The organism is Chelonobacter oris (assembly GCF_000772535.1).
GTDB lineage: Bacteria > Pseudomonadota > Gammaproteobacteria > Enterobacterales > Pasteurellaceae > Chelonobacter > Chelonobacter oris.
On the sequence record NZ_JSUM01000005.1, the window covers coordinates 1 to 25,667 of the forward strand.

Annotated in this window: 19 protein-coding genes; 5 read left to right on the plus strand and 14 right to left on the minus strand. The window is 48.2% G+C overall.

The window, feature by feature from the left end; translation table 11 throughout:
* From OA57_RS03675 to OA57_RS03710, 8 genes are all read right to left on the minus strand, one after another.
* Positions 1–243 (minus strand): hypothetical protein (locus OA57_RS03675; RefSeq protein WP_034613740.1); only part of this gene is annotated, 243 nt, incomplete at its 3' end.
* Positions 244–440: 197 nt separating this feature from the next.
* Complete coding sequence (gene uvrC, locus OA57_RS03680; RefSeq protein WP_034613743.1) at positions 441–2,270, minus strand: excinuclease ABC subunit UvrC; 1,830 nt, start codon at positions 2,268–2,270, stop codon at positions 441–443.
* Positions 2,271–2,355: 85 nt separating this feature from the next.
* A complete protein-coding gene (locus OA57_RS03685; protein ID WP_034613746.1) occupies positions 2,356–2,772 on the minus strand; it encodes a YidB family protein in 417 nt (138 codons plus the stop codon).
* A gap of 15 nt (positions 2,773–2,787) precedes the next feature.
* Entirely contained in the window at positions 2,788–3,567 is a 780-nt protein-coding gene (kdsB, locus tag OA57_RS03690; protein ID WP_034613748.1) for a 3-deoxy-manno-octulosonate cytidylyltransferase, read from the minus strand.
* A gap of 2 nt (positions 3,568–3,569) precedes the next feature.
* Positions 3,570–3,752, minus strand: a complete 183-nt coding sequence (locus OA57_RS03695) for a Trm112 family protein (protein WP_034613751.1) — start codon at positions 3,750–3,752, stop codon at positions 3,570–3,572.
* Positions 3,742–4,734 (minus strand): tetraacyldisaccharide 4'-kinase, encoded by a 993-nt coding sequence (gene lpxK / locus OA57_RS03700; protein ID WP_034613753.1) that lies wholly within the window; start codon positions 4,732–4,734, stop codon positions 3,742–3,744. Before lpxK ends, OA57_RS03695 begins: the two co-directional genes overlap by 11 nt.
* A 19-nt stretch (positions 4,735–4,753) precedes the next feature.
* Entirely contained in the window at positions 4,754–6,502 is a 1,749-nt protein-coding gene (msbA, locus tag OA57_RS03705; protein ID WP_034613755.1) for a lipid A ABC transporter ATP-binding protein/permease MsbA, read from the minus strand.
* A 50-nt stretch (positions 6,503–6,552) separates the two neighbouring features.
* Positions 6,553–9,000: a DNA internalization-related competence protein ComEC/Rec2 gene (locus OA57_RS03710; protein ID WP_052122359.1), complete on the minus strand. Its 2,448-nt coding sequence runs from the start codon at positions 8,998–9,000 to the stop codon at positions 6,553–6,555.
* A gap of 236 nt (positions 9,001–9,236) precedes the next feature.
* Here OA57_RS03710 and dksA point away from each other — a divergent pair, with 236 nt between their 5' ends.
* Positions 9,237–9,686, plus strand: a complete 450-nt coding sequence (dksA, locus tag OA57_RS03715) for an RNA polymerase-binding protein DksA (RefSeq protein ID WP_034613756.1) — start codon at positions 9,237–9,239, stop codon at positions 9,684–9,686.
* A gap of 298 nt (positions 9,687–9,984) precedes the next feature.
* Here the strand turns inward: dksA and OA57_RS03720 are convergent, their stop codons facing one another.
* A complete protein-coding gene (locus OA57_RS03720) occupies positions 9,985–11,271 on the minus strand; it encodes a citrate synthase (RefSeq protein ID WP_034613759.1) in 1,287 nt (428 codons plus the stop codon).
* A 380-nt stretch (positions 11,272–11,651) separates the two neighbouring features.
* Here OA57_RS03720 and sucA point away from each other — a divergent pair, with 380 nt between their 5' ends.
* The 4 genes from sucA to sucD all read left to right on the plus strand — a co-directional run bounded on the left by sucA (position 11,652) and on the right by sucD (position 17,855).
* Positions 11,652–14,462: a 2-oxoglutarate dehydrogenase E1 component gene (sucA, locus tag OA57_RS03725; RefSeq protein ID WP_034613761.1), complete on the plus strand. Its 2,811-nt coding sequence runs from the start codon at positions 11,652–11,654 to the stop codon at positions 14,460–14,462.
* A gap of 63 nt (positions 14,463–14,525) precedes the next feature.
* Complete coding sequence (gene odhB / locus OA57_RS03730) at positions 14,526–15,743, plus strand: 2-oxoglutarate dehydrogenase complex dihydrolipoyllysine-residue succinyltransferase (RefSeq protein ID WP_034613765.1); 1,218 nt, start codon at positions 14,526–14,528, stop codon at positions 15,741–15,743.
* 76 nt (positions 15,744–15,819) lie between these two features.
* On the plus strand, positions 15,820–16,986 hold the full coding sequence (gene sucC, locus OA57_RS03735; protein ID WP_034613767.1) for an ADP-forming succinate--CoA ligase subunit beta: 1,167 nt from the start codon (positions 15,820–15,822) through the stop codon (positions 16,984–16,986).
* Positions 16,986–17,855, plus strand: coding sequence for a succinate--CoA ligase subunit alpha (sucD, locus tag OA57_RS03740; protein WP_034613768.1), 870 nt, complete (start codon positions 16,986–16,988; stop codon positions 17,853–17,855). Before sucC ends, sucD begins: the two co-directional genes overlap by 1 nt.
* Before the next feature lie 114 nt (positions 17,856–17,969).
* Here sucD and OA57_RS03745 read toward each other — a convergent pair whose 3' ends face one another.
* The 5 genes from OA57_RS03745 to hisC form a co-directional block, all read right to left on the minus strand.
* A complete protein-coding gene (locus tag OA57_RS03745) occupies positions 17,970–19,898 on the minus strand; it encodes an ABC transporter ATP-binding protein (RefSeq protein WP_034613771.1) in 1,929 nt (642 codons plus the stop codon).
* Between the two features lie 140 nt (positions 19,899–20,038).
* Positions 20,039–21,376: an argininosuccinate synthase gene (gene argG / locus OA57_RS03750; RefSeq protein WP_034613772.1), complete on the minus strand. Its 1,338-nt coding sequence runs from the start codon at positions 21,374–21,376 to the stop codon at positions 20,039–20,041.
* A gap of 166 nt (positions 21,377–21,542) precedes the next feature.
* A complete protein-coding gene (locus OA57_RS03755; RefSeq protein ID WP_034613773.1) occupies positions 21,543–22,904 on the minus strand; it encodes a patatin-like phospholipase family protein in 1,362 nt (453 codons plus the stop codon).
* 57 nt (positions 22,905–22,961) lie between these two features.
* Complete coding sequence (gene aroA / locus OA57_RS03760; RefSeq protein WP_034613775.1) at positions 22,962–24,269, minus strand: 3-phosphoshikimate 1-carboxyvinyltransferase; 1,308 nt, start codon at positions 24,267–24,269, stop codon at positions 22,962–22,964.
* Positions 24,270–24,407: 138 nt separating this feature from the next.
* On the minus strand, positions 24,408–25,505 hold the full coding sequence (hisC, locus tag OA57_RS03765) for a histidinol-phosphate transaminase (RefSeq protein WP_034613777.1): 1,098 nt from the start codon (positions 25,503–25,505) through the stop codon (positions 24,408–24,410).
* Positions 25,506–25,667: the final 162 nt, after the last annotated feature.

Consider the following 25,667-nt stretch of genomic DNA (forward strand, 5'->3'; position numbering starts at 1 on the left):
GGTGGTGTCAAACCGCACTTCCGGCGTATTCACCTGTTGCTGTCGTATCGCCGAAACCCGCTCCGTTTGACGTTTTTGCTGCCGTGCATCCGTTGCGATTTGCGCTTGGTTTTGCGCCGCCTGTTGCGGGGGCGCCGCCTGAGAGATTAACGGTAATGCATAATATCCTAACCCCAATGCAATAAAAGAAAAACGCATTAATCGGAACATAATCGCCTGCTTGTCGAACAATGAAAATTTCATTGCGATTCTACGCTTATTGCAAACTGTGTAAAGCTTCTGTCATTTGAAAAATGACAATATTTTGAAGCAGATCAAATAAAATACCGCACTTTACTATCAAACCGGCACATTGCTATACAATCTCGTCGCATAGTAATGTCACACAACACAGCTTTCGGAATTCTCCGCTTGTATATTTTGCCGGCGCTATTATTCTCTCAAGAGAATTTCAGCCGCTCGAATACCGTTTCCGCCATTTTGCGCGAGATACCGGGGACGGTTGCCAGCTCTTCGACGGTTGCGGATTTTACGCCCTGCATACCGCCCAGATATTTCAACAACGCTTGGCGGCGCTTACTGCCGATACCTTCGATCGATTCCAACCCGCTTCGGGCAAAGGCTTTTTGCCGCTTTTTACGGTGGCCGCCGATGGCATGGCGGTGGGATTCGTCACGGATATGTTGGATTAAATGCAGCGCCGGACTATCCGCCGGCAAATGCAGCTCGCGATCCTGTTTGCTGATAATCAACGTTTCCAAGCCGGCTTTTCGCTCCACACCTTTGGCAACGCCGATCAATAACGGCTGTGTTTTATCCCACTCCACATTCAAGCCGGCAAAGACCGCCAAGGCTCGGTTCAGCTGCCCTTTACCGCCGTCAATAAAAATAATATCAGGGATTTTGTCGGCTTCCAGCGGTTTGTTATAGCGTTTCAGCAGGGCTTTCTCCATTGCCGCATAGTCATCGCCCGGTGTAATGCCGTCAATATTGAAACGACGATAATCGGCTTTATACGGCCCGTCCCGATTGAAAACGACACAAGAAGCCACAGTTTGTTCGCCCATTGTGTGGCTGATGTCGAAACACTCCATGCGCCGAATCGACGTCAGCCCCAGCAATTCGCTCAACGCCTGATAGCGTTTTTTGATTCTGCCGCTTTGCTTCAGCTGATCGGTCAGGGCAATATCGGCATTGATTTGCGCCAGCTGCAAAAATTTGGACTGTTTGCCTTTTGCGTTGTCCTGAATCGTGACATGACAGCCCGCCTGTTCGCCCAACAGGGTTTCAAGTGCGGTTTTTTGTTGCAGTTGACGATTGGTGATGATTTTTTTCGGCATAGTGCGTCCTTGTCCGGCTTGCAGGTAAAATTGACCGAAAAAGGTTTCACTGACTTCGTCAAGTGCGGTATGGCTCGGTATTTTCGGAAAATAGCTACGACTGCCGAGCACTTTGCCTTGCCGGATAAACATCACATGAATACAGGCGATGCCGTGTTGGTAGGCAATGGCGATAATATCCAGATCTTCGGTGTCTTGATTGGAGATCATTTGCTTTTCGGTCACGGCACGCACCGCCTGAATTTGATCACGGTATGCCGCCGCTTTTTCAAAATCCCATTGGGCGCTTGCCTGTTCCATTTGTGTAACCAAGTGCTGCAACACTTGCTGATCCTTGCCCTGCAAAAACAGACGCACATAACCCACTTGCCGTTGATATTCCTCGTCGCTGACATAGCCGCTGACACAAGGTGCGCAACAACGCCCGATTTGATATTGCAGGCAAGGGCGAGAGCGGTTGCGGTATGTCGTATCTTCACATTGCCGTACCGGAAAAAGCTTTTGGATCAGCGACAAGGTTTCGCGCACAGCACCGGCATTGGGATAAGGGCCGAAATAATCGCCTGTAATTTTGTGGCTGCCGCGAAAAGCCGTCAGGCGCGGATGCCGTTCTTTCGTCAGCAAAATAAACGGATAAGACTTGTCGTCCCGTAGTAAGACATTGTATTTCGGCTGATATTTTTTGATGTAGTTGTGTTCGAGCAACAGCGCTTCAGTTTCCGAACGAGTAACGGTGACGTCAATTTGTGCAATCTGCGCCACCAGCGCTTCCGTTTTTTTGCCGGACACGTTTTTACGAAAATAACTGGAAAGACGCTTTTTCAGATCTTTCGCCTTACCGACATAGATGACGGTGTTTTTATCATCATACATTCGGTACACCCCTGGTTCAGAGGTCACTTCGGCAAGAAATCGTTTGGCATCGAACATCGGACGGCGCTCTATCTTAGAAAGGAATCGACGGGAAAAATCGGTGGGTTACGCAGGGCTTCGCCCACCTTAATAGAAAAATCAATTATTTCAAAAAGCTGTTCAGTACCGACTGAATGCCTTTCGACAATAAATCCCCGTCGGCATTGTTATCCAGTGCGCCGTTCGGGCTTAATTTGTCTACAATTTGTGGCAAAAATTGGGAAAGCAGATCCGACGCTTCCGCTTCGTCTTTAACACCGGCTTGCTGTGCCGCTTGCTGCAACTCCTGTTTACCGAACACATCTTCGACCTGTGTCGGCGAAATACTTTTGTTTTCTCCCGTTCCCAGCCAAGACTGCAACAAATCGTCCAGCCCGCCTTGTTGGAATTTTGCCAAAATGCCCTGAATCCCGCCTTGGGAAGACAGCAATGCATTAATTATCGCCATCGCCTGACTTTGTTTGCCGGCTTCCCCGCCCAACACACCTGAAACCACCGAACCTAAAATTTTATCTAACATAGTTTGTTCCTGAAATTACTGAGTTAAAATTTGACGAACTTTTTCCAGATCATCAAACGTATCCACACCGACCGCCGGCACTTCTTTTGCCAACGCCAGATGAATTTTCTCGCCGTACCACAACACCCGCAATTGTTCCAGTGATTCAACCTGTTCAAGTGCGGTCGGCTGCCATTCGACATATTGTTGAATAAAGCCGGCACGATAAGCATATAAGCCGATATGGCGCAAATAACCGATTTTTGCCAAATCCAGTTCCGTTTCACGGATGTCGCCTTTTTTCAGCGCTGCAAATTGATCGCGATCCCAAGGGATCGCCGCTCTTGAGAAATACAGTACAAATCCTTGCCGATCGGTCAACACTTTGACGACATTCGGGTTGAATAGTTCGTCCGCTTCTTCGATTTTCACCGCCAATGTTGCCATTTTGACCGGGTTGTTTGCCAGATTTTCCGCAACCTGACGAATAATCGCAGGCGGAATCAACGGTTCGTCGCCCTGTACGTTCACGATAATTTCATCGTCCGCCATGCCTGTTTTGGCGACGACTTCCGCCAAACGTTCGGTTCCCGAATTATGCTCGGCCGCCGTCATGCACACCTCTGCGCCAAACGCTTGGGCAACGGCGGCCACTTCATCATGATCGGTGGCGACGATAATCCGTTTTGCCCCTGATTTTTTCGCTTGTTCCCAAACATGCCGAATCATCGGTTTTCCGGCGATATCCGCCAACGGCTTGCCCGGCAAACGGGAAGATGCATAACGGGCGGGAATAATCACGCTGAATGTTACCATATTTATGACTCCTTCTGATTGTCGTTCAACGCGACACCGCTCTCCGGCAGCAACACCGGAATACCGTTTCGGATCGGATATGACAAATGCTCATATTCGCAAATTAAACGCTGATTTTCTTTGTCATACTGTAACTTGGCATGACAGCGGGGACAGGCGATAACCTGTAAAATCTTATTGTTCACCGTTCACCTCTTGCATAATTTTTTCGATTAACCCGTTGATTGTCGGCTGAAGTTGCGCTTCTACCGGCACATACCACCAGTTTGCCCGCGCAAAGCGGCTGCATTTTACCGCATCTTTTTCAGTCATAAACAACGGTTGCCGTGCGGTTGCCAGCGCCGCCAGTTTTTCTTCGGAAAACTGAGCATGATCGACAAACGCTTTCTGTTTGACCACGTTAAACTGCTTTTTTTTCAACATATTAAAAAAGCGCTGCGGATTCCCGATGGCTGCCATCGCTACAATCGGTTGTGCAATAAATTCGCTTAACGGGCGTTCTTCCTGAGTTAACAGATTTACCGCTACTTCCGCTTGCAGGCGCATTTCAATTTCCCCTGCCTGTGCGTTATCACCGTTGCAAACCACCGCGTCTACCCCTTTCAAACGGTTCGGCAATTCACGCAGCGGCCCTGCCGGCAGTAAAAAACCGTTGCCGAAGCGCCGCTGCCCGTCGATCACCGCCACTTCAATATCACGCTGTAATGCATAATGCTGCAAGCCGTCGTCACTGAGGATCACATCAATATGATAGGCCTTATTCAACAATGAGATGCTCTGGCGGCGATCGGGAGAGATGGCAATCCCGGCACCGGTGCGGCGTGCGATTAGTACCGGCTCGTCACCGACTTCCGCCGGATCGGAATCGGCACTGACCAGCAGCGGATACTGCTTTGCCCGATCGCTGCCGGGTGCGTAACCACGGGAAATAATCCCGACTTTCAGCCCGCGTTGCTGTAATTGGCGCGCCAACCAAATGGTAAACGGCGTTTTACCGTTGCCGCCGACCGACAAATTCCCGATAACCACTACCGGCACGGGCGCTTTCCAAGATTTAAACAGCCCGATACGGTAAGCGAAACGGCGAAGTGCGGTTACGCCCCAAAACAGTAATGCCAGTGGGGAAAGCAACCAAGCCGGAATACCTTTTTGATACCAAAAATTCATCTTTGCGTCCTTTCGCTGCTTATTGGCTGAACTGCAATTTGTGCAATTGCGAATAGGCATTACCGTCCGCCAATAATTGGTTATGCGTACCTCGTTCGATAACCTGCCCGTGATCAACCACCAAAATTTCATCGGCATTTTCAATGGTGGATAAACGGTGGGCAATCACAATAATGGTGCGATTGTTGCGCAACTCGTCAATTGCCGCTTGAATGGCACGCTCCGACTCGGTATCCAGTGCCGACGTCGCCTCATCGAGGATCAATACCGTCGCATTGCGTAACAGTGCTCTGGCAATGGCCAAACGCTGCCGTTGTCCGCCCGACAACATCACACCGTTTTCGCCGATTTCAGTATCCATGCCTTGCGGCAGACTTTCGATAAACTCCAGTGCGTGCGCCGCCCTTGCCGCTTCGACAATCTGTTCGCGGCTGTATTTTTCGGTTGCCGCATAGGCAATATTATTGGCAACGGTATCATTAAACAGATGCACCTGCTGCGACACCACGGCACAGTGAGTGCGCAAATTCGCTAAGGTATAATGTTTGATATTCACATTGTCCAACAAAATCTCGCCTTGCTCGACATCATAAAAACGGGTTAACAGATTGGCAATCGTCGATTTACCCGAACCCGAACGCCCGACCAGCGCCACCGTGCTGCCGGCCTTGACCTCAAACGAAACGTCTTGCAATACATTTTGTTCTTTGCCCTGATAATGGAAAGAGACATTGTTAAAACACACATTGCCGTCCACTTTATCTTTTTCCAATGTACCTTGATCGTTTTCCGTCGGTAAATCCATAATCGAAAACAGGGTTTGACAGGCGGCCATTCCCCGTTGAAATTGGGCATTGACATTGGTCAGCGATTTTAGCGGTTTCATCATCGCCAACATGGAAGAGAACACCACCGTAAATGCCCCCGCCGTCAAGTTTTGGCTCATAATGCTCGGCATGGTCGCCAAATACAGCACGATTGCCAAGGCAAACGAGGCGATAATCTGCACCACCGGATCGGAAATCGCCGATGCCATCATCATTTTCATACCTTTGCGGCGCATATCGTTACTGACATGGTTAAAGCGCTGTTCTTCCACTTTTTGCCCGCCGAACGACAACACGACTTTATGCCCCTTCAGCATTTGTTCGGCTGATGAAGTCAGTTCCCCCATTGAGGTTTGCATATTTTTGCTTAGACGGCGGAAATGTTTGGAAACGATTCGAATCAACACCGCAATGATCGGGCCGATAACAAACAGCACGACCGACAGCTGCCAACTGGTATAAATCATCACGCCCAACAACGAAAGCAGATACGCACCTTCACGCACAATGGTCACCAACGCACCGGACGCCGAAGACGCCACCTGTTCGGAATCATATGTGATCCGAGACAGCAGTTTGCCGGAAGAATTATTGTCGAAAAACGTCACCGGCATATACATCATGTGCTTAAATAAACGGCGGCGCATCGTCATGATGACTTTGCCCGAAACCCACGCCAAACAATAAGTTGACACAAAATTGCTCAAGCCGCGGAAGAAAATCAGCACGACCACCAACACCGCCATCAGCTTCAAGAAATCGGTATCGGCTTTTCCGAAACCGTCATCCAGTAACGGCTTCAACATTGAAATCAGACCCGCATCGGTCAACGCATTGATAATCAGGGCAATCGCCGCCACAATTAATCCGGATTTGAACGGCAAAATCATCGGCCAAAGGCGTTTAAATGTTTTGGCTGTTGAGAAATCTTTATCTTCCATTAATCATAGTCCATCGCTCTGTCGAACGGTAATGAAAACGCTAAATGGGCTTATTCTAACTGTATTTCCTTTTCTAAGCCAATAATTATCTGATACCAAGGGCTTAAGCGGTTTCGCGCCGTTGAAATTCGCCAACGGCCGTTGCGCACATCAATACTGATTTGCCCGTCAAGTGCGGTATTGTAGACCGCACTTGATGTCTGTTTCAGCCGTTGGATCACCTCGTTATGCGGAAATCCCCATTGATTATGCAGACTGCTGGAAATCAGTGCCGCCGTCGGCTGCAATTTTGCCAGCCAAAGCCAACCGGTCGAACCGTTACTGCCGTGATGGCCGACTTGCAACCAGTCTATTTTGCCGATATCCGCCGCAATCCGGTTCTCTACGTGAATATCAATATCACCGCTCAATACAAAGCGGAGATGATCCCGACTGACCAGTAAAACACAGGAATCTCGATTTTTTGCCACATCGGAAATCGTCTGCGGTGCCAATGCCCGAAACTGAAATCCTTGCCATTGCCAATATTCGCCCTGTCGGCAATATCGGGAATGTGTCGCACCGTATCCACGATTCGAGGCGCGCACCAACAGCGCATTTGGAAACGCACGGCGTAAATCCGCAACACCGCCGGCATGATCGTTGTCATCGTGGCTGACAATCAATTGCTCGAGCTGTAATCCGTTGCGCCGCAAATAGGGTAAAATTTCTGCTTCCGCCATACTGCCGCCCTGCCACGACTGCCCGCTGTCGAACAAGACCGCTTTATTTCCACGGATAATCAGGGTCGCCAGCCCTTGTCCGACATCCAACATCACCAGCCGCCAGTCCGGTTTCTGCCGCGTTTGCGCTACCGACAATATCAAACCGACACTCAAGATCAGTCCGCATAATGCCGTACGATAGCCGTTGCTTTGTGTCGTCGACACTTTTTCTTTATCTCGTCGTAAAGTGCGGTACGCCGATAATAACAATAATACCGCCGCACAACCGCCCGACACGATCCACTGCTGTTGATATGACAGCGCTAAATAGTGATTCGGCAACCATTGCAAAACGGTAAAACTCTGCACAAGGATAAAATCAATCGGCTCCCAGCCAAAACCGATCCCAAACAGCTGTAACAAAATTAACGGCACCAAAACCATACCGAAAAGCGGGACTAAAACCAAATTACTGAGAAATGTACCGAGCGGAACCGCCTGAAAAATCAGCACTTGTAACGGGGTAAATAGCAACAGCAAGCCGAATTGCAAATGAACCAATGCCGCCAAGCGATAAACGAAAGCAGGTAAGACCTGTTTTAATGAACGCCCCTGCCACTGTAAACGAGTGAGCGGGAAAAAACGATAATAAAAACAAAGCACGGCAACCGCTCCACACGACAGCCAAAAACTTTCATTTAAAACACTTAACGGATCAAGCCAACTTAGCCAAGCAACCAGCAGCAACAGCAATTTCCACGGCGGCAGGTAAATACGGCAAAACATCAGCAGCAACCAAAAACCATAACCCCACAATGCCCGTTGGGTCGGAATTAAAAAATCAGCCAGATACGCATAGAAAACTGCCGCCGCCAGCGCCGCCAAGTGCGGTAAATGATAAGAGAGGTAACGAGACGGCAGCACGATCTGACAAAGGCGAACCAGCCCCCATGCTAATCCTGCGACCAAACCGATATGTAAGCCGGAAATAGCGATTAAATGCGCAGTGCCGCTTTCACGGAAATCTCGCCAGTCCTCATCGTTAAGCCACGCCCGTTCGCCGAAAGCCAGCGCCAAAATCACGCCCTGATAACGCAGCTTGTCCGTTTGGGCAATCACCTGTTGCAGTTTTTGTTGCCGCCAATCCGACTTCCGCTGTTGCCACTCCCCTTGCTTAAGGGTTGCCGAGGCCAAAACCGATTGCGACAATAACCAGCGCTGGCGGTTAAAGCCGCCTTCGTTCAGGCGTGAACTGAGAGGGCGCAACGACAGCTTCACCCGCCAAATATCACCCAAGTGCGGTTCTTGCGGCAATTGCCAATTCAGCTGAATTTTTACCCTGCCTAACTGATATTCGGTTAAATCGACCCTAGCCACGACTTGTGGATTCTCTTTTATCCGCCGCAGCCCGATAACCTCAAGCTCAGTATCAATAACAGTCCGGCGCAACTCGGCTATTTTTTCCGCATCGCGTAATACTGCGACGAGCTGCCCTTGCAAATAACCGCTAAACAGCAGCAAACTACACAACCACCATAACCAAGTGCGGTATCGGCGGGAAAAAACGGTTGTCGCCAATACAAATACTGAAGCGCCCATCAATACCGGCTGGTAATCAAGCCAATCTGCCGGCATAAAGAAGATTTGACTCAGGCTTAACAGCCAGCAAATAGCCAGATGGTTCAATTTCATCAATCCGCTCGCCTCAAGTGGAATACCGGAAATGATTGTGAAACAAACATTGCCGCCACCATAACCCGCCTGATTATTTTTGCGATCCGGATCGCAAAACATGGATTTTTTTTACCTTTTTAACCATTTGTTTTTTAATGTCTTTATTCGAATGGCTAAAAATCATACCGCCGCAACCTGCTTTTTATTTGCCAAAAGAATTAACATCTGCTATTTATATCGCCTTTAAAATCGTCTCAATTTTTAACAATCTAACTTTTTTACTTTTTCGACTAAAACAATCGGGTAATTTTCACGTTGTTGATGCAGTATGAAATTATCTTGTAGGGGAGAACATCATGAGTGCAGTAGCTCCAAAAACATCTTTGAGTCTGTTGGCTTTGGCCGGTGTCGATGCTTATCAGGAGCAGGACGGTGAAGAATATATGAATGAAAAACAACTTCTTCATTTCAGAAAAATCTTGACCGCATGGCGTGAACAAATTGTCAACGAAGCCGGTAAAACCGTGGCGCAAATGCAAGACGAAGCGGCAAATTTCCCTGATCCGGCCGACCGCGCCACACAAGAAGAAGAGTTCAGTCTGGTATTGAGAAACCGCGATCGCGAGCGTAAATTGCTGAAAAAAATCGATCACACGCTGGCGAAACTGGACACCGGCGATTTCGGCTATTGTGAATCCTGCGGTGTGGAAATCGGTATCCGCCGTCTGGAAGCACGACCGACAGCCGATTTGTGCATCGATTGTAAAACCTTGGCTGAAATCCGCGAGAAACAAACCTCAAAATAATACATGACAGACTACTTATTCTGAATCATCAGAAAAGCCTGTAAAACCGGAGTGGCGCTTGTTTTATCGATATTCAAGCGCCGTTTTTCAATTGTTTTCTCTGTTGAATGTCCAACTATCTCCCTATCCCCGATAATAATAATTCCAGTCTTATGACCGTGAATAAAATCGAAAATCAAACAATAGCCGCATAAAAAAACCGCACTTGTCGGTTCAAATCCTAAAGTGCGGTTGTGTTTTTTCTCAATGCCGTCTACGTATCAGGTCAATCCGTTAACAGCCATGCCGAGCATAGCAATTATGATTTGTCCATTGCCTCAAAATCACGTTGCGGATGGCCGACATACAACTGGCGAGGACGAACGATTTTAATTGCCCCTTGATTGTACATCTCTTTCCAGTGAGCTATCCAGCCGACGGTTCTTGCCAAAGCGAACATAACGGTAAACATAGAAACCGGAATCCCGATCGCTTTCAGAATAATGCCGGAATAAAAATCCACATTCGGGTACAATTTGTGATCGACAAAATACGGATCGCTCAACGCAATGCGCTCCAACTCCAGCGCCACATCCAATAACGGATTTTGAACATCCAGCTCTTTCAGCACCTCATGGCAGGTTTGGCGCATCACTTTGGCGCGCGGATCATAATTTTTATAGACCCGATGTCCAAAGCCCATCAAGCGGAACGGATCGTCTTTATCTTTGGCTTTCTCGATATATTCAGGAATGCGATCAACGCTGCCGATCTCTTCCAACATATTGATACAGGCCTCATTGGCGCCGCCATGCGCCGGCCCCCATAAAGAAGCGATACCCGCCGCAATGCAGGCAAACGGATTCGCACCGGAAGATGCCGCGGTACGGACTGTTGATGTCGAGGCGTTTTGCTCGTGATCGGCATGTAAAATAAAGATCTTATCCATCGCTTTTTCCAGCACCGGATTGACCATATAAGGCTCACACGGCGTGGCGAACATCATGTATAGGAAGTTGCCTGAAAATGATAAATGACGCTGAGGATACATAAACGGTTGACCGATTGAGTATTTATAGCACATTGCAGCCAATGTCGGCATTTTGGCCAATAGCCGATAGGCAGTCAATTCACGGTGATAAATATTGTTGACATCGATAGAGTCGTGATAAAACGCCGCCAACGCCCCGCTGACACCGCACATTATCGCCATCGGATGGGAATCTCGGCGAAAGCCGTGGAAGAAACGGGAAATCTGTTCATGTACCAACGTATGTTTTTTCACCCGTGCTTCAAAAGCTTTGTATTGCTCTTTATTCGGGCGCTCGCCGAACAGCAACAAATAAGAGACTTCCAGATAATCGGCATTTTCCGCCAGTTGCTCGATCGGATACCCACGGTGTAACAAAACACCTTCGTCACCGTCAATATAGGTAATTGCAGATTGGCACGATGCGGTCGACATGAAGCCCGGATCATAGGTAAACAGATGATTTTTCACCAATGACTGAACATCGATCGCATCATACCCCAAGACGGCACGGTGCACGTCCACTTCAAGCTCGCGCCCGTCACTTATCGATAATGTTGCTTTTAACTCTGTCATGCTCACTCCCTTTTCATGTTAAAAATTTGTTAATATTAAATATCTTTTTATACCCGGAACTACTGAGACGATGCTCTTTTATTAGCACAAATAAAAGGCTAATGTAAAATGGATTTTCAACAATTTAGTCTTTTCGCCGCCAAATTTAAAGCAGCTTTCGCACAAAATGTTATTTTTTTGTAAAAAATTCTAGGCAGGTCACATTATGGGAAAAAAATATTCAGTATAATTGACCAAGTAAATATAAATCGTCGGTTGATTGCGCTAACAATATTTTTTATTTGGTTATTCGCAATAACATGTTAAATTTATTCATAAAATCCATTATTAATCTTACTGAACATTTAATTTTATCGTTATCTTAAAAAGGTCAGGTAGTTATGCGACAAAACGGTAGTATGCAGGATTGGCTGGACTCCAGCGCACTAGGCGGATCCAACCAGACATATGTAGAACAAGTCTATGAAGACTATCTTAAAGATCCGCAACGTGTTGATGCCAGCTGGAAACAAATTTTCGACCATTGGCCGAAAGCGGTCGCTGCCGAGCAGGCGCATACGCCGGTTCGGGAATATTTTCGTGAGCTAGCCAAGGAAAACACCAACAAAACCGGTACGCATACCATTATCGATCCCAGCGCCAGCCGCCGCTTAGTGCGCGCGCTGCAATATATCAATGCTTTCCGCTATCGCGGACACCTGCGTGCGGATCTGGATCCGCTGAAAATGTGGAACCGTCTTTCAGTGCCGAATCTGGACTATCAGTTCTACGGGCTGGAAGATAAAAATTTAGATGAAGAGTTCAATATCGGTAAATACGTTTACGATCGGGAAAACATTACCCTGCGCGAACTGTCCGAAAAATTGCATGAAACCTATTGCAGCACTATCGGACTTGAATTTATGCATATCCATAATGTTGAAGTGCGCGACTGGCTGCAACAAAAAATGGAAGCGCGCCTGAACAAACCGCTCTTTAGTGCCGAAGAAAAGAAAACCTATCTGCAAGAGTTGACCGCAGCCGAAGGGCTTGAACGTTATCTGGGCGCAAAATTTCCGGGCGCCAAACGCTTTTCGCTGGAAGGCAGTGATGCCTTTATCCCGTTAATGAAAGAAATCATTCGCCATGCCGGTAAATTCGGCGCCAAAGATATTGTCATGGGCATGGCACACCGCGGCCGCCTGAACATGCTGGTGAATGTCTTAGGGAAAAAACCGGCGGAGCTGTTCGATGAGTTTGCCGGAAAACACAGTCAGGACAGAACCGGCGATGTGAAATACCATCAAGGATTTTCCTCCAATTTTATGACGGAAAACGGCTCGGTTCATTTATCACTGGCATTCAATCCGTCACATTTGGAAATCGTCAGTCCGGTGGTGATCGGTTCGGTGCGCTCGCGGCAAACCCGATTGCAGGATCATGAGCGCATCAAGGTGCTGGGCATTACCGTCCACGGCGATTCTGCGGTCACCGGACAGGGCATTATCCAAGAAACGTTAAATATGTCTGCAACCCGCGGATATACCATTGGCGGCACCATTCGGGTCGTGATCAATAACCGTATCGGTTTCACTACTTCCTACACCGGCGATACCCGTTCCACAGAATATTGTACCGATATTGCCAAAATGATTGATGCGCCGGTCATTCACGTTAACGGTGACGATCCGGAGGCGGTTGTCTATGCCGCCCGCATGGCGGTGGAATATCGCGCCAAATTCAAAAACGATATCTTTATCGATTTGGTTTCCTATCGCCGCCACGGTCATAATGAAGCCGACGAACCGTCGGCAACCCAGCCGATGATGTATAAACAGATCAAAAAACACCCGACACCACGTAAAGTTTATGCCGATCGGCTGATTGCCGAAGAAGTGTTAAGCGATGATCTGACATTCGAAATGATGAATAATTATCGTGATGCGCTCGATAACGGCGAACGGGTCGTCAAAGAGTGGCGTGAGCTGGACCGCACTTCACTGGAATGGATCAACTACCTTGATCATGACTGGACGACCCATTACGAAAGCCAGTTCCCGCAAGAGCGGTTTGTTGCGTTGGCTAAAAAAGTCTGCCTCTATCCCGAATCACACAAACTGCATAACCGTGTCAAAAAAATCTATCAGGATCGCGAATTGATGGCGAACGGGGAAAAACCGTTTGATTGGGGAATGGCTGAAATCATGGCATACGCCACATTGTTGGATGACGGCAATGCAATCCGCCTTTCCGGTGAGGATTCGGGGCGCGGTACTTTTTTCCACCGCCATGCCGTACTACACAACCAAGAAGACGGAACCTATTATATCCCATTGGCAAATCTACATAATCAGCAAGGGCGGTTGGAAATTTGGGATTCGGTCTTGTCGGAAGAAGCCGTTTTGGCTTATGAATACGGTTACGCCACATCCGATCCGAAAACACTGGTAATCTGGGAAGCGCAATTCGGCGATTTCGCCAACGTTGCCCAAGTGGTTATCGATCAATTTATCAGCTCCGGCGAACAAAAATGGGGCAGAATGTGCGGGCTGACAATGTTGTTGCCGCACGGTTATGAAGGTCAAGGCCCCGAACACTCCTCTGCCCGTTTGGAGCGTTATTTACAGCTCTGTGCCGAACAAAATATTCAGGTCTGCGTACCGTCGACCCCGGCACAGGTTTACCATATGCTGCGCCGCCAAATGATTCGCCCGATGCGCCGTCCGTTAATCGCACTGACGCCGAAATCGCTGCTTCGCCATCCGTTGGCCATATCCGATATGTCCGAATTACTGGACGGCACTTTCCAACCGGTGCTGCCTGAGTTCGATACGCTGGATCCGACGGCGGTAGAGCGTGTCGTACTCTGTTCCGGAAAGGTTTACTACGATCTCTTGGAAAGACGCCGTGAAAAACAACAAACTAATGTCGCGCTAATCCGTATCGAACAGCTGTATCCGTATCCGAGCGAAGACATGCTGAGCGTACTGGAACCGTATCGGCATGTAAAAGATTTCGTCTGGTGTCAGGAAGAGCCGTTAAACCAAGGCGCATGGTATTGCAGCCAGCATAATTTCCGAACTTCACTGCCGACCGGCGCAACCTTAAATTATGTCGGCAGACCGGCTTCGGCTTCACCGGCGACCGGTTTTGCTTCACTGCACAACACACAACAAAAAGCCTTAGTGGAAGATGCGTTATTGGTTGAATAGTGGAATAAATGACAGCCAACAGAATTTCATCGTATAAAATTGACTAATTGAAAGGATCTAAACATGAGCAGTATTGATATTTTAACCCCTGTTTTACCCGAATCCGTTGCAGATGCGACTGTTGCGACTTGGCATAAAAAAGTCGGCGACAGCGTTGCCCGTGATGAAGTTATCGTCGAAATTGAAACCGATAAAGTGGTTCTGGAAGTGCCGGCTTCCGCAGACGGTGTTTTAGAATCGATCCTGCAAGAAGAAGGCGCTACCGTGGTCAGTAATGACTTATTGGGCAAATTGCAGCCGGCCTCTGCCGCCGGCACCATAACCAAAGACACGGTGAATGAACCGGCAGCAACCCCCGCTGAACGTCAAAGTGCGGTTTTAAGCACCGAAGAAAACCACTCCAATGACAATCTAAGCCCGTCGGTACGCCGTTTATTAGCCGAAAACAACATCGACTCTTCCGATATTCAAGGTTCAGGCGTCGGCGGCCGAATTACCCGTGAAGATATTGATGCCTATCTTGCCAAACAAGCCGCCGAAATCCATAAAGAAGGCACCGACAGTTCGGTGGCATTGGCAAACCGCAGTGAAAAACGCGTACCAATGACCCGCTTGCGCAAACGTGTTGCCGAGCGCCTGCTGGAAGCCAAAAACAGTACCGCCATGTTAACCACTTTTAACGAAGTCGATATGTCGCCGATTATGCAACTGCGCAAAACCTACGGTGAGAAATTTGAAAAACGCAACAATGTACGCCTAGGTTTTATGTCCTTTTATATCAAAGCCGTGGTCGAAGCCCTGAAACGCTATCCCGAAGTCAATGCCTCCATTGACGGCGAAGACATTGTTTACCATAACTATTTTGACATCAGTATTGCAGTTTCCACCCCGCGCGGCCTAGTCACGCCGGTATTAAAAGACTGCGACAAACTGACCATGGCCGAAATCGAGCAACAAATCAAAGAATTGGCTGAAAAAGGGCGAGACGGAAAATTAACCGTTGACGATTTGACCGGTGGGAATTTCACCATTACCAACGGCGGTGTATTCGGTTCACTCATGTCCACCCCGATTATCAACCCGCCGCAAAGTGCGATTTTAGGTATGCACGCAATTAAAGAACGCCCGATTGCCTTAGACGGACAAGTGGTGATTCGCCCGATGATGTATCTTGCCCTCTCGTATGATCACCGCTTGATTGACGGGCGGGAATCCGTCGGTTTCTTGGTCACTATCAAAGAACTGCTGGAAGATCCGACACGAATCTTATTGGAAATCTAGACTGTTTCTGATTTATAAAGCGGACGGGCGATACAACCGCCCCTCCAATATTCGACTGCGCTGACAAGGATAAAAAATGAATCTGCATGAATACCAAAGCAAACAAATCTTTGCCGACTACCATATTCCCGTTCCGCTCGGCTACGCCTGCCAAAATACACAGCAGTTGCTTGAAGCGGCAAAAAAACTCGAGGGCGACACTTGGGTAGCCAAATGCCAGGTTCACGCCGGCGGCCGCGGCAAAGCCGGTGGGGTAAAACTGGTAAAAAGTGAAGCGGAAATCAATGCCTTTGCCGATCAATGGTTCGGCAAGCGCCTGATCACCTTCCAAACCGACAAAAACGGACAACCGGTCAATACGATTTATCTGGAACAATGTTCTGCGATCAAAAAAGAGCTCTACTTAAGTGCGGTACTGGATCGCAGTTCGCAAACCATTGTCGTGATGGCGTCCACCGAAGGCGGCATGAATATTGAAGAAGTCGCCGAACAAACACCTGAGCTGCTGCACAAAATCAGCCTTGATCCATTATTGGGCGGGATGCCGTATCAAGGGCGCCAACTTGCGTTTAAACTGGGATTAAAAGCGGCACAAATCAAACAGTTCAGCCATATTTTCACGCAGCTGGCAAAATTGTTTATTGAAAAAGATTTAGCTTTAGTCGAAATCAATCCATTGGTCATTTTAGACAATGATCAACTGCTCTGTCTCGATGCAAAAATCGTTACCGACAGTAACGCCACTTATCGCCACCCCGATTTACAGGCCATGCACGATGCCAGTCAGGAAGATCCGCGCGAAGCGTTGGCGGAAAAGTGGCAGCTGAACTATGTTGCGCTCGACGGCAATATCGGCTGTATGGTCAACGGCGCCGGTCTGGCAATGGGCACGATGGATATCATCAAACTGCACGGCGGACAACCGGCCAACTTTCTGGATGTCGGCGGCGGCGCAACCAAAGAGCGGGTTGCCGAAGCCTTTAAAATTATTCTGTCCGACACGGCGGTCAAAGCCGTACTGGTGAATATTTTCGGCGGTATCGTGCGTTGCGATTTAATTGCCAACGGGATTATCGACGCCGTCAACGAAGTCGGCGTAACCATTCCGGTGGTGGTGCGTCTGGAAGGCAACAATGCCCCATTAGGTCGTGAAATTTTAGCGGATAGCGGTTTGAATATCATCGCCGCCGATAGTTTGACCGATGCGGCTAAATCAGTGGTTAGTGCTGCGGAGGAGAAATAATGTCTATTTTAATTGATAAAAACACCAAAGTCATTTGTCAAGGCTTCACCGGCGGACAAGGTACTTTCCACTCCGAACAAGCGTTAGCCTACGGCACACAATTGGTCGGCGGTACTTCACCGGGCAAAGGCGGCAGCGTACATTTGGGCTTGCCTGTGTTTGATACCGTTGCCGATGCCGTACAAGCCACCGGCGCCACAGCCAGTGTCATTTACGTGCCTGCGCCGGGCTGCAAAGATGCGATTCTCGAAGCCATTGATGCCGGTATCGACTTGATCATCTGTATTACCGAAGGCATTCCGACACTGGATATGCTGGCGGTCAAACAAAAATTGAATCAAACCGGCGTTCGTATGATAGGGCCTAACTGCCCCGGCGTCATTACACCGGACGAATGCAAAATCGGCATTATGCCGGGTAATATTCACCAAAAAGGCAAAATCGGTATCGTTTCCCGTTCCGGTACGCTCACTTATGAAGCGGTCAAACAAACGACCGATTGCGGTCTGGGGCAATCCAGTTGTGTCGGCATCGGCGGCGATCCGATTCCCGGCTCCAGTTTTATCGATATTCTCGCCCTGTTCGAACAAGATCCGGAAACCGAAGCGATTGTGATGATTGGTGAAATCGGCGGTTCGGCGGAGGAAGAAGCGGCAGCCTATATCAAACGCCATGTCAGCAAACCCGTGGTCTCCTATATTGCCGGCGTTACCGCCCCGAAAGGCAAGCGCATGGGGCATGCCGGCGCTATCATCAGCGGCGGCAAAGGCACGGCAGATGAAAAATTCGCCGCACTCGAAGCCGCCGGCGTCACCACCGTGCGCAGCTTGGCGGAGATCGGTGAAGCGTTGCTGAGAGTGATAAAATAAGGTTGCGGATCAAGCGGTTTTAGCAAAATAAAACCGCTCTTTAATCAGAAGTCATCATCAGTGCGGCAAAATTCTGCGACATCGTAGACAAAGTGCGGTTTAACCGCACTTTGTCTAAACATTGCCGTTACTCCTCTTTTCCAACGTTTCCCAACGTTCCAGATGTTGTTCCAATTCCAGTTCTTTCTCCGCCAAACGTTGCAGGGTTTCACTGGTGTATTGGTGATCTTTTTGGAAAAATTCAGCGCTGCCGACTTCGGTTTGTAACGCCTCGATTTCCGCTTCCAGCGCCTCCAACAGTTGAGGCATTTGCTCCAACTCACGTTGTTCTTTAAAGCTTAATTTGACTTTACGTTCCGCGGTTTTCGACTTTATTTTTTTTTCGTCTTCCGCCTGAACCGCACTTTGCGCCGCTTCAGCCGTTTTCTGCCGTAACGTCGCAAAGTAATTTTGCTGTTGCTGTTTCGCATCGCTATAGCCGCCGACATAATGGTTCAACACGCCGTTACCCTCAAAGAAATAACATTCGGTGGCGGTATTGTCAATAAACTGGCGGTCATGGCTGACGATAATCAGTGTGCCTTGATATTCACTTAAAATATCTTCCAGCAGCTCCAACGTTTCCACGTCTAAATCATTGGTCGGTTCGTCCAGAATCAGTAAGTTATTCGGTTTCAATAGCAATTTTGCCAACAGCAAACGGTTGCGTTCGCCGCCCGACAACGCTTTCACCGGACTCATCGCCCGTTTCGGCGGGAACAGAAAATCTTGCAGATAACCCAATACATGGCGCTTATGCCCGTTGACTTCCACATCTTGCTTACCGTCCGCCACGTTATCCATCACGCTTTTTTCCGGATCGAGATCGGCTCGGTATTGATCAAAATAGGCAATATCCAGCTTGGTTCCCGACCGTACTTTGCCGGCTGTCGGTTGTAATTGCTGCAATAACAGTTTAATAAACGTGGTTTTTCCGCAGCCGTTCGGGCCGACCAGTGCAATCTTATCACCACGCATAATATTATCGCTAAACTGTTGTAACAACATTTTGTCGCCAATCCGATAGCCCAGATTCTCAATCTCAAAGACGATTTTGCCGGAACGATTCGACTGATCAAGCTGAATTTTTGCCGTTCCCAACACCTCATGTCGCTGACGGCGCTCTTCACGCAAGGCTTTCAATGCGCGCACCCTGCCTTCATTACGGGTACGGCGTGCTTTAATCCCCTGACGAATCCACACTTCTTCCTGCGCTAATTTTTTATCAAATAATGCGTTTTGCAACTCTTCTACCCGCAGGTTTTCTTCTTTGGCGGTCAAATACAGATCGTAATTGCCCGGATAAGAGACCAGTTTTCCGCGATCCAAATCAACAATTCGGGTTGCCATTTTGCGGATAAAAGCACGGTCATGGGAAATAAATACAATACTGCCGGTAAATTCCAACAAAAAATCTTCCAGCCAGTCGATTGCATCAATATCCAGATGGTTGGTCGGCTCGTCCAGTAACAAAATGGTCGGGTTACTGACCAGTGCGCGCGCCAATGCCGCCTTGCGTTGCCAACCGCCCGATAATGCCGACAACAAGGTGTCAGGCTCCAGTTCCAACCGTTTCAATACGTCCTGAATTCGGGTTTCCACTTGCCAACCGTCGGCGTGATCCAATTCATTTTGTACTTCCGCCAATTGCTGTAACAATTCATCGGAATAATCAACCGTCAGTTGATGCGACAAACGGTGATACTGCTTGAGCAAATCCGCCAAATCGGCAATCCCTTCGGCAACGTAATCAAACACGTTATCTTCAATATGGCGCGGCGGATCTTGCTCCAATCGGGAAATCACCACGCCGCTTTCCAGCTGTAACGTACCGTCATCAAGGGTTTGTTCACCTGCCAAGATCTTCATCAAGGTCGATTTGCCGGCGCCGTTGCGCCCGACCAGACAAACCCGCTCGCCGGGTTCAATATGCAAATCCGCATGATCCAATAACGGATGATCGCTAAACGATAAATAAGCATTGGTTAAATTCAGTAATGCCAAAACAGATCCTTAATTATAAGTCAGAAATTGTGAGGGATTTTAACAGCTTTATGCCTGATTTTATATAACGGCAATAAAAACGACAAACCGCACTTTGATCACTCAAAAGTGCGGTCGGAACAGATCGATCGAGGAATCAATTACTCTTTTTTACTCAATTGCGGCAATACCGAATCTTTACCCGCAAGCAGTAAGCCGGTTTGCGTATAAATGCCCAATTTTTCACGAGTATCCACGATATCCAGATTACGCATCGTTAACTGTCCGATACGATCCGCCGGACTAAACGGCGCATTCTCGACTTTCTCCATGCTCAGGCGCTCCGCTTGGTAAGTCAGATTCGGCGAAACGGTGTTTAAAATCGAGTAATCGTTGCCGCGGCGTAATTCCAATGTAACCTCACCGCTGATCGCACGCGCCACCCAACGTTGTGCGGTTTCACGCAGCATCAGTGCCTGCGGATCAAACCAGCGGCCTTGGTACAACAAACGCCCCAAACGCAGGCCGTTGATACGGTATTGCTCGATGGTGTCTTCATTGTGAATACCGGTAAGCAAACGCTCGTAAGCGATATGCAACAATGCCATGCCCGGTGCTTCATAAATACCACGGCTTTTCGCTTCGATGATACGGTTTTCAATTTGATCGCTCATGCCTAACCCGTGGCGACCGCCGATACGGTTGGCTTCTAAAAACAGTTCGACAGGATCGGTAAATTCTTTGCCGTTCAGCGCAACCGGCACGCCCTCTTCAAAACGAACCGTCACCTCTTCCGCTTTGACGTCGACATTTTCATCCCAAAACGCCACGCCCATAATCGGTTTGACGATACGAATTCCGGTATTCAGGAATTCCAAATCTTTTGCCTCGTGGGTCGCCCCCAGCATGTTGGAATCGGTGGAATAGGCTTTTTCAACCGACATTTTGTAGTTAAAGCCGTTGGCAATCAGGAATTCGGACATTTCGTGACGACCGCCTAATTCATCAATAAACTGCTGATCCAACCACGGTTTATAAATTTTCAAGTTCGGATTGGTCAGCAAACCGTAACGGTAAAAACGCTCAATATCATTTCCCTTAAAGGTGCTGCCGTCGCCCCAAATATTCACATCGTCTTCTTTCATCGCCGCAACCAGCATCGTGCCGGTCACCGCACGTCCCAACGGTGTGGTGTTGAAATAGGTGACGCCGCCGGTAGAAATATGGAATGCACCGCACTGAATTGCGGCAATTCCTTCATGGGCAAGCTGGGTGCGGCAATCGATCAAGCGTGCGTCTTCGGCCCCGTACTCTTTGGCTTTACGCGGAATCGCATTGTAATCCTCTTCATCAGGCTGCCCCAAATTGGCGGTATAGGCATAAGGAACGGCGCCTTTTTGGCGCATCCATAGCAAAGCGGCGCTGGTATCCAAACCGCCGGAAAAAGCAATACCGACTTTTTGACCGGACGGAAGCGTTTCAAGAATTGTCGCAGACATAATAATTCCTATTATTGAGAGAGATCGAATTGAACGTATAAAATCTATTTTGCGGTTGAATATTATGCGTCAAATCATTTTTAAAGTCTATATTTAAATAAAAACTCACTTTTATGAATAAAAATTCACTTACTGCCGTAAAAACCACACGTTGGGAAAATGCCGTCTAATTTGCCAACACTTGTAAAGCCTGTCGATACTCTTCCGATTGTTGCAGCAGCATCTTTGCCGCCTGCTTCAACTGATTGACATTTTTCGGCGGCAGATAGAAAGACGTGCTGATATTCAGCACCTCGTCGCGCAGTGCCGACTGCGGCAGATCTTTCAGATTCAGGCTGACAAAATGCAATGTCACCCGTTTATCATGGTTGCGCTTGCCCAATTTTTCGTTCCAATCGTCGGTAAATATGCGAAAACGGCGTAATGATTCCAGCGAATATTGATCTATCGGCACATTGATGACCGCATTGACCACATCACCAATCCCCGGCACATCCGCTGTTTTATCGATATCACTGCTGATTTGATTCTGTGCGTTGACGTTAATCACGACAATATTGCGAATATCGCCCTCCGTCACTTTTTTATACAACAGATCCTGTCCGTAAATATCCCCCATATCCAGCAAACTGCGTAAGCCCAGATTGTCGGTTAAACCACCGTCAATCAAATGGACAAACGGACGTTCCCGACTGTTCTGATAATCGGAAATCATCTGCTTGTACTCTTCACGGGTTTTGTCGCGCATTCCCGCCCCCGATTCCTGCTCCATTGCTTGACGCATATCCGGCGGCATTTGGAAATGGCAATTGCCGCCATTGTTATTCAGTGTCAGCGGTGCAAAAACCAGCGGAACCGCACTTGACGCCGCCACCGCTCTTGCAATCTGCAAATTCCCCAGATCCAAACACATGATGTCAAAAAATTCTTGCGTAAAATTCAGCCGTTGCCCAATCGTCATATCGGTGGCGCTGATCACCGCAAAAGGCCCTTTCCGCCGCTTTTCCAGATCGGAAAACGTGGCTTCCTTAAACAAGGTCTGATTCAACTGCTCTTGCAATAAATCCCCACGCCCGAATTGGGGCGAAGTCAAGCGCGGGAGATTGGAGAATGAAAAAACCTGTTTGATGATTTGGTTTTGGAAGTCCAGACGTAAAAATTTCCTTTCAAAGTCAGGAATCGTCTGTTTACCGTACAGCGCAAAATATGCCGCCAATACCGAACCACCGGAAACCCCGTAAACCATATCAATGTTATCCAGCAAGCTTTCGCCGCGATCATCGCCTTTGATTTTGGTTTGCGCCAGCTGTTCCAACACGCCGTACCCCAACGCCGCAGCACGCGTGCCGCCGCCGGAGAGCATTAAAATAATAAAATTTTCACTGCCGCTCGGGCGACTAATCTGTTGCAGCATTCGATAACCTTGTTCGGGTTTCACTTGCCCGATCGTTTTGACCGGTTGGTAATTCACCAGACTGCAAGCACTCAGCAGGCAAACGGAAAAGAGAGAAAGAGAACGCATGATCATTCGGCTATCCTTTTTATAAAAAAGGCATATCACCATGATATGCCTGTTGCCCCTGCATTAAGCGGCTATTGCCAAAAATTCATTGAAAAAGGTCGGAAATGTTTTGGCGGTACAATTCGGATCTAAAATTGTTACGGCGCTATCCGACAGCGCAATCAAAGCAAAACACATTGCCATACGATGATCATTATACGTTTCAATTTCCGCATGTTTGAATTGCGCGGCTTTCAGCGGTTGAATCCGAATATAATCTTCGCCCTCCTCCACATCGGCGCCGACTTTGCGCAATTCTGTCGCCATTGCGCTTAAACGATCCGTCTCTTTCACCCGCCAGTTATAAATATTGCGGATCACCGTTTCACCCTCGGCAAAAAGTGCGGTGGTGGCAATTGTCATCGCCGCATCGGGGATATGGTTCATATCCATATCAATACCGTGCAATTCCCCTTTTTCCGCTTCGACAAACGTTTCGCCCCAAGTGATTTTCGCCCCCATTTTTGCCAGCACATCGGCAAACAGACGATCGCCCTGAATGCTGTTTTTGCCGATTCCGCTCACCCGCACTTTTCCTTTAATCGCACCCGCCGCCAGAAAATAAGATGCCGATGAGGCATCGCCTTCTACCAGATAATTCCCCGGTGACTGATATTGTTGGGGCGCTTTGATATGGAAGCGGCGGTAATCCTGATTCTCCACCCGCACCCCGAAAACCGCCATCATGTTCAACGTAATATCAATATAAGGTTTGGAAACCAGCTCACCGATAATTTCAATTTCAATATCCGACTCCGCCAACGGTGCCGCCATTAAAAGTGCGGTCAAAAACTGACTGGAAACCGAGCCGTCGATCCGCACGTTGCCGCCTTTCAAACCACGGTTGCGAATCGCAATCGGCGGATAGCCGTCGTTTTCCAAATAGTCAATTTCAGCGCCGGCTTGACGCAGCGCATCGACCAAATGCCGAATCGGGCGTTCTTTCATGCGCGGCTCGCCGGTCAGTACGATTTCACCGGTTTCTGCATTGGTATTACGCAAACACAACGCCGCTGCCAACGGGCGCATTGCAGTGCCGGCATTACCCAAAAATAGTGACAATCCCGATTGCCATTGAAAAGCCTTTCCCAACCCTGTCACATTACATTCTGTTTTATCTTCAGACAAGTAATAGCTGACACCAAGCTGCTTCAATGCATTTAACATGTGACGCACATCATCACTGTCTAATAGATTTGTGACATGGGTTGTGCCGTTTGCCAACGCCGCCAACAATAAAGCACGATTGGACAAACTTTTCGAACCGGGCAGATTAATCGTGCCTTCCATATGAGAAATCGGGTTCAGCGTAATTGAGGTGGGCTGCATAATATGTTCCGTAAAACCGCACGTTATCTGTCAAAACGTAAAGTGCGGTGCAATGATTGATGAAAAACCCCTTCGCCTGCGTTCGGAAAAGCGTGCTTACCGCTTAAGTAAAAACGGTATTAAGGGGAAGACGACCTTAAATTATAAATCCAAAATCAAACTCAGCGCATCCATAAAGCGCTGATTTTCTTCCGGCAAACCGATACTGATCCGTAAATGATTCGGCAGACCGTAACCGGCAATCGGGCGGACTATCACACCGTTTTCCAACAATTTTTGATAAATCGGTGCCGCCGGCCGTTTTAAATCTAAGGTAATAAAATTGCCTTTGGAAGGAATATAATCCAGCCCTTTTGCGTTAAAAAACATTTCTAGCTGTAATAATCCTTGACGGTTATTGTCAGCCACTTTTTCAATAAACGCATCATCATTCACCACTGCCACGGCGGCGCTTAATGCCAAACTGTTGCAGTTAAACGGTTGCCGCACTCGATTGCACAAATCCGCAATTTCCGGTGAAGAAACCATATACCCGATTCGCAGTCCCGCCAGTCCATAAGCTTTGGATAATGTGCGACAAACCACCAGATTCGGATATTTTTGCAGCAACACAAATGACGGAACCCGTTCGCTGACGGTGGTAAACTCGGTATAGGCTTCGTCCAGAACCACCAAAATATGCGGCGGCACTTCCGCCAAAAAAGCATCGATTTGTTCGGCGGTTAAAAATGTGCCGGTCGGGTTGTTCGGGTTGGCAAGATAAATCACTTTGGTTTTGTCGGTGATTGCCGCCAGAAAGCCATTCAGATCATGCCCGTAATCTTTGGCGGGCACGACGACGGCTTTGGCGTTAATTGCTTGTGAAACCAACGGATAAACGATAAAGGTATATTGCGAGAAAATCACTTCGTCATCACGGTTTAAAAAAGTATGCGCAGTAATTTCCAACAGATCGTTAGAACCGTTGCCTAATGTGATCTGTTCCGGTTGCAATCCGAATTTTTGTGAAATCGCCTGTTTTAGTTCGAAACCGTTGGCATCGGGATAACGGGTCAACTCGTTGAGCTGCTTGCTAATCGCCTCTTTGGCACTTTGCGGAAACCCGAACGGGTTTTCATTCGAAGCCAGTTTGACAATATTGGAAATCCCCAATTCCCGCTCCAATTCCTCAATCGGCTTTCCCGCCTGATAAGGGGACAATCGGCGTACACCCGGGTTGGCAATGTCGATAAATTTCATGTTTTTCTCTCTTATTTTTACTCAATCGTATGGTCAATACGCTACCAATTTTCATCAATAATATTCAGGGTTCGCAGCATGAATAGTGAAAATGTTTGACCGCACTTTCATCAAGCGTTTTATTTTCTTTAATCAAATCAAATAAATAATAAATCGCACCTT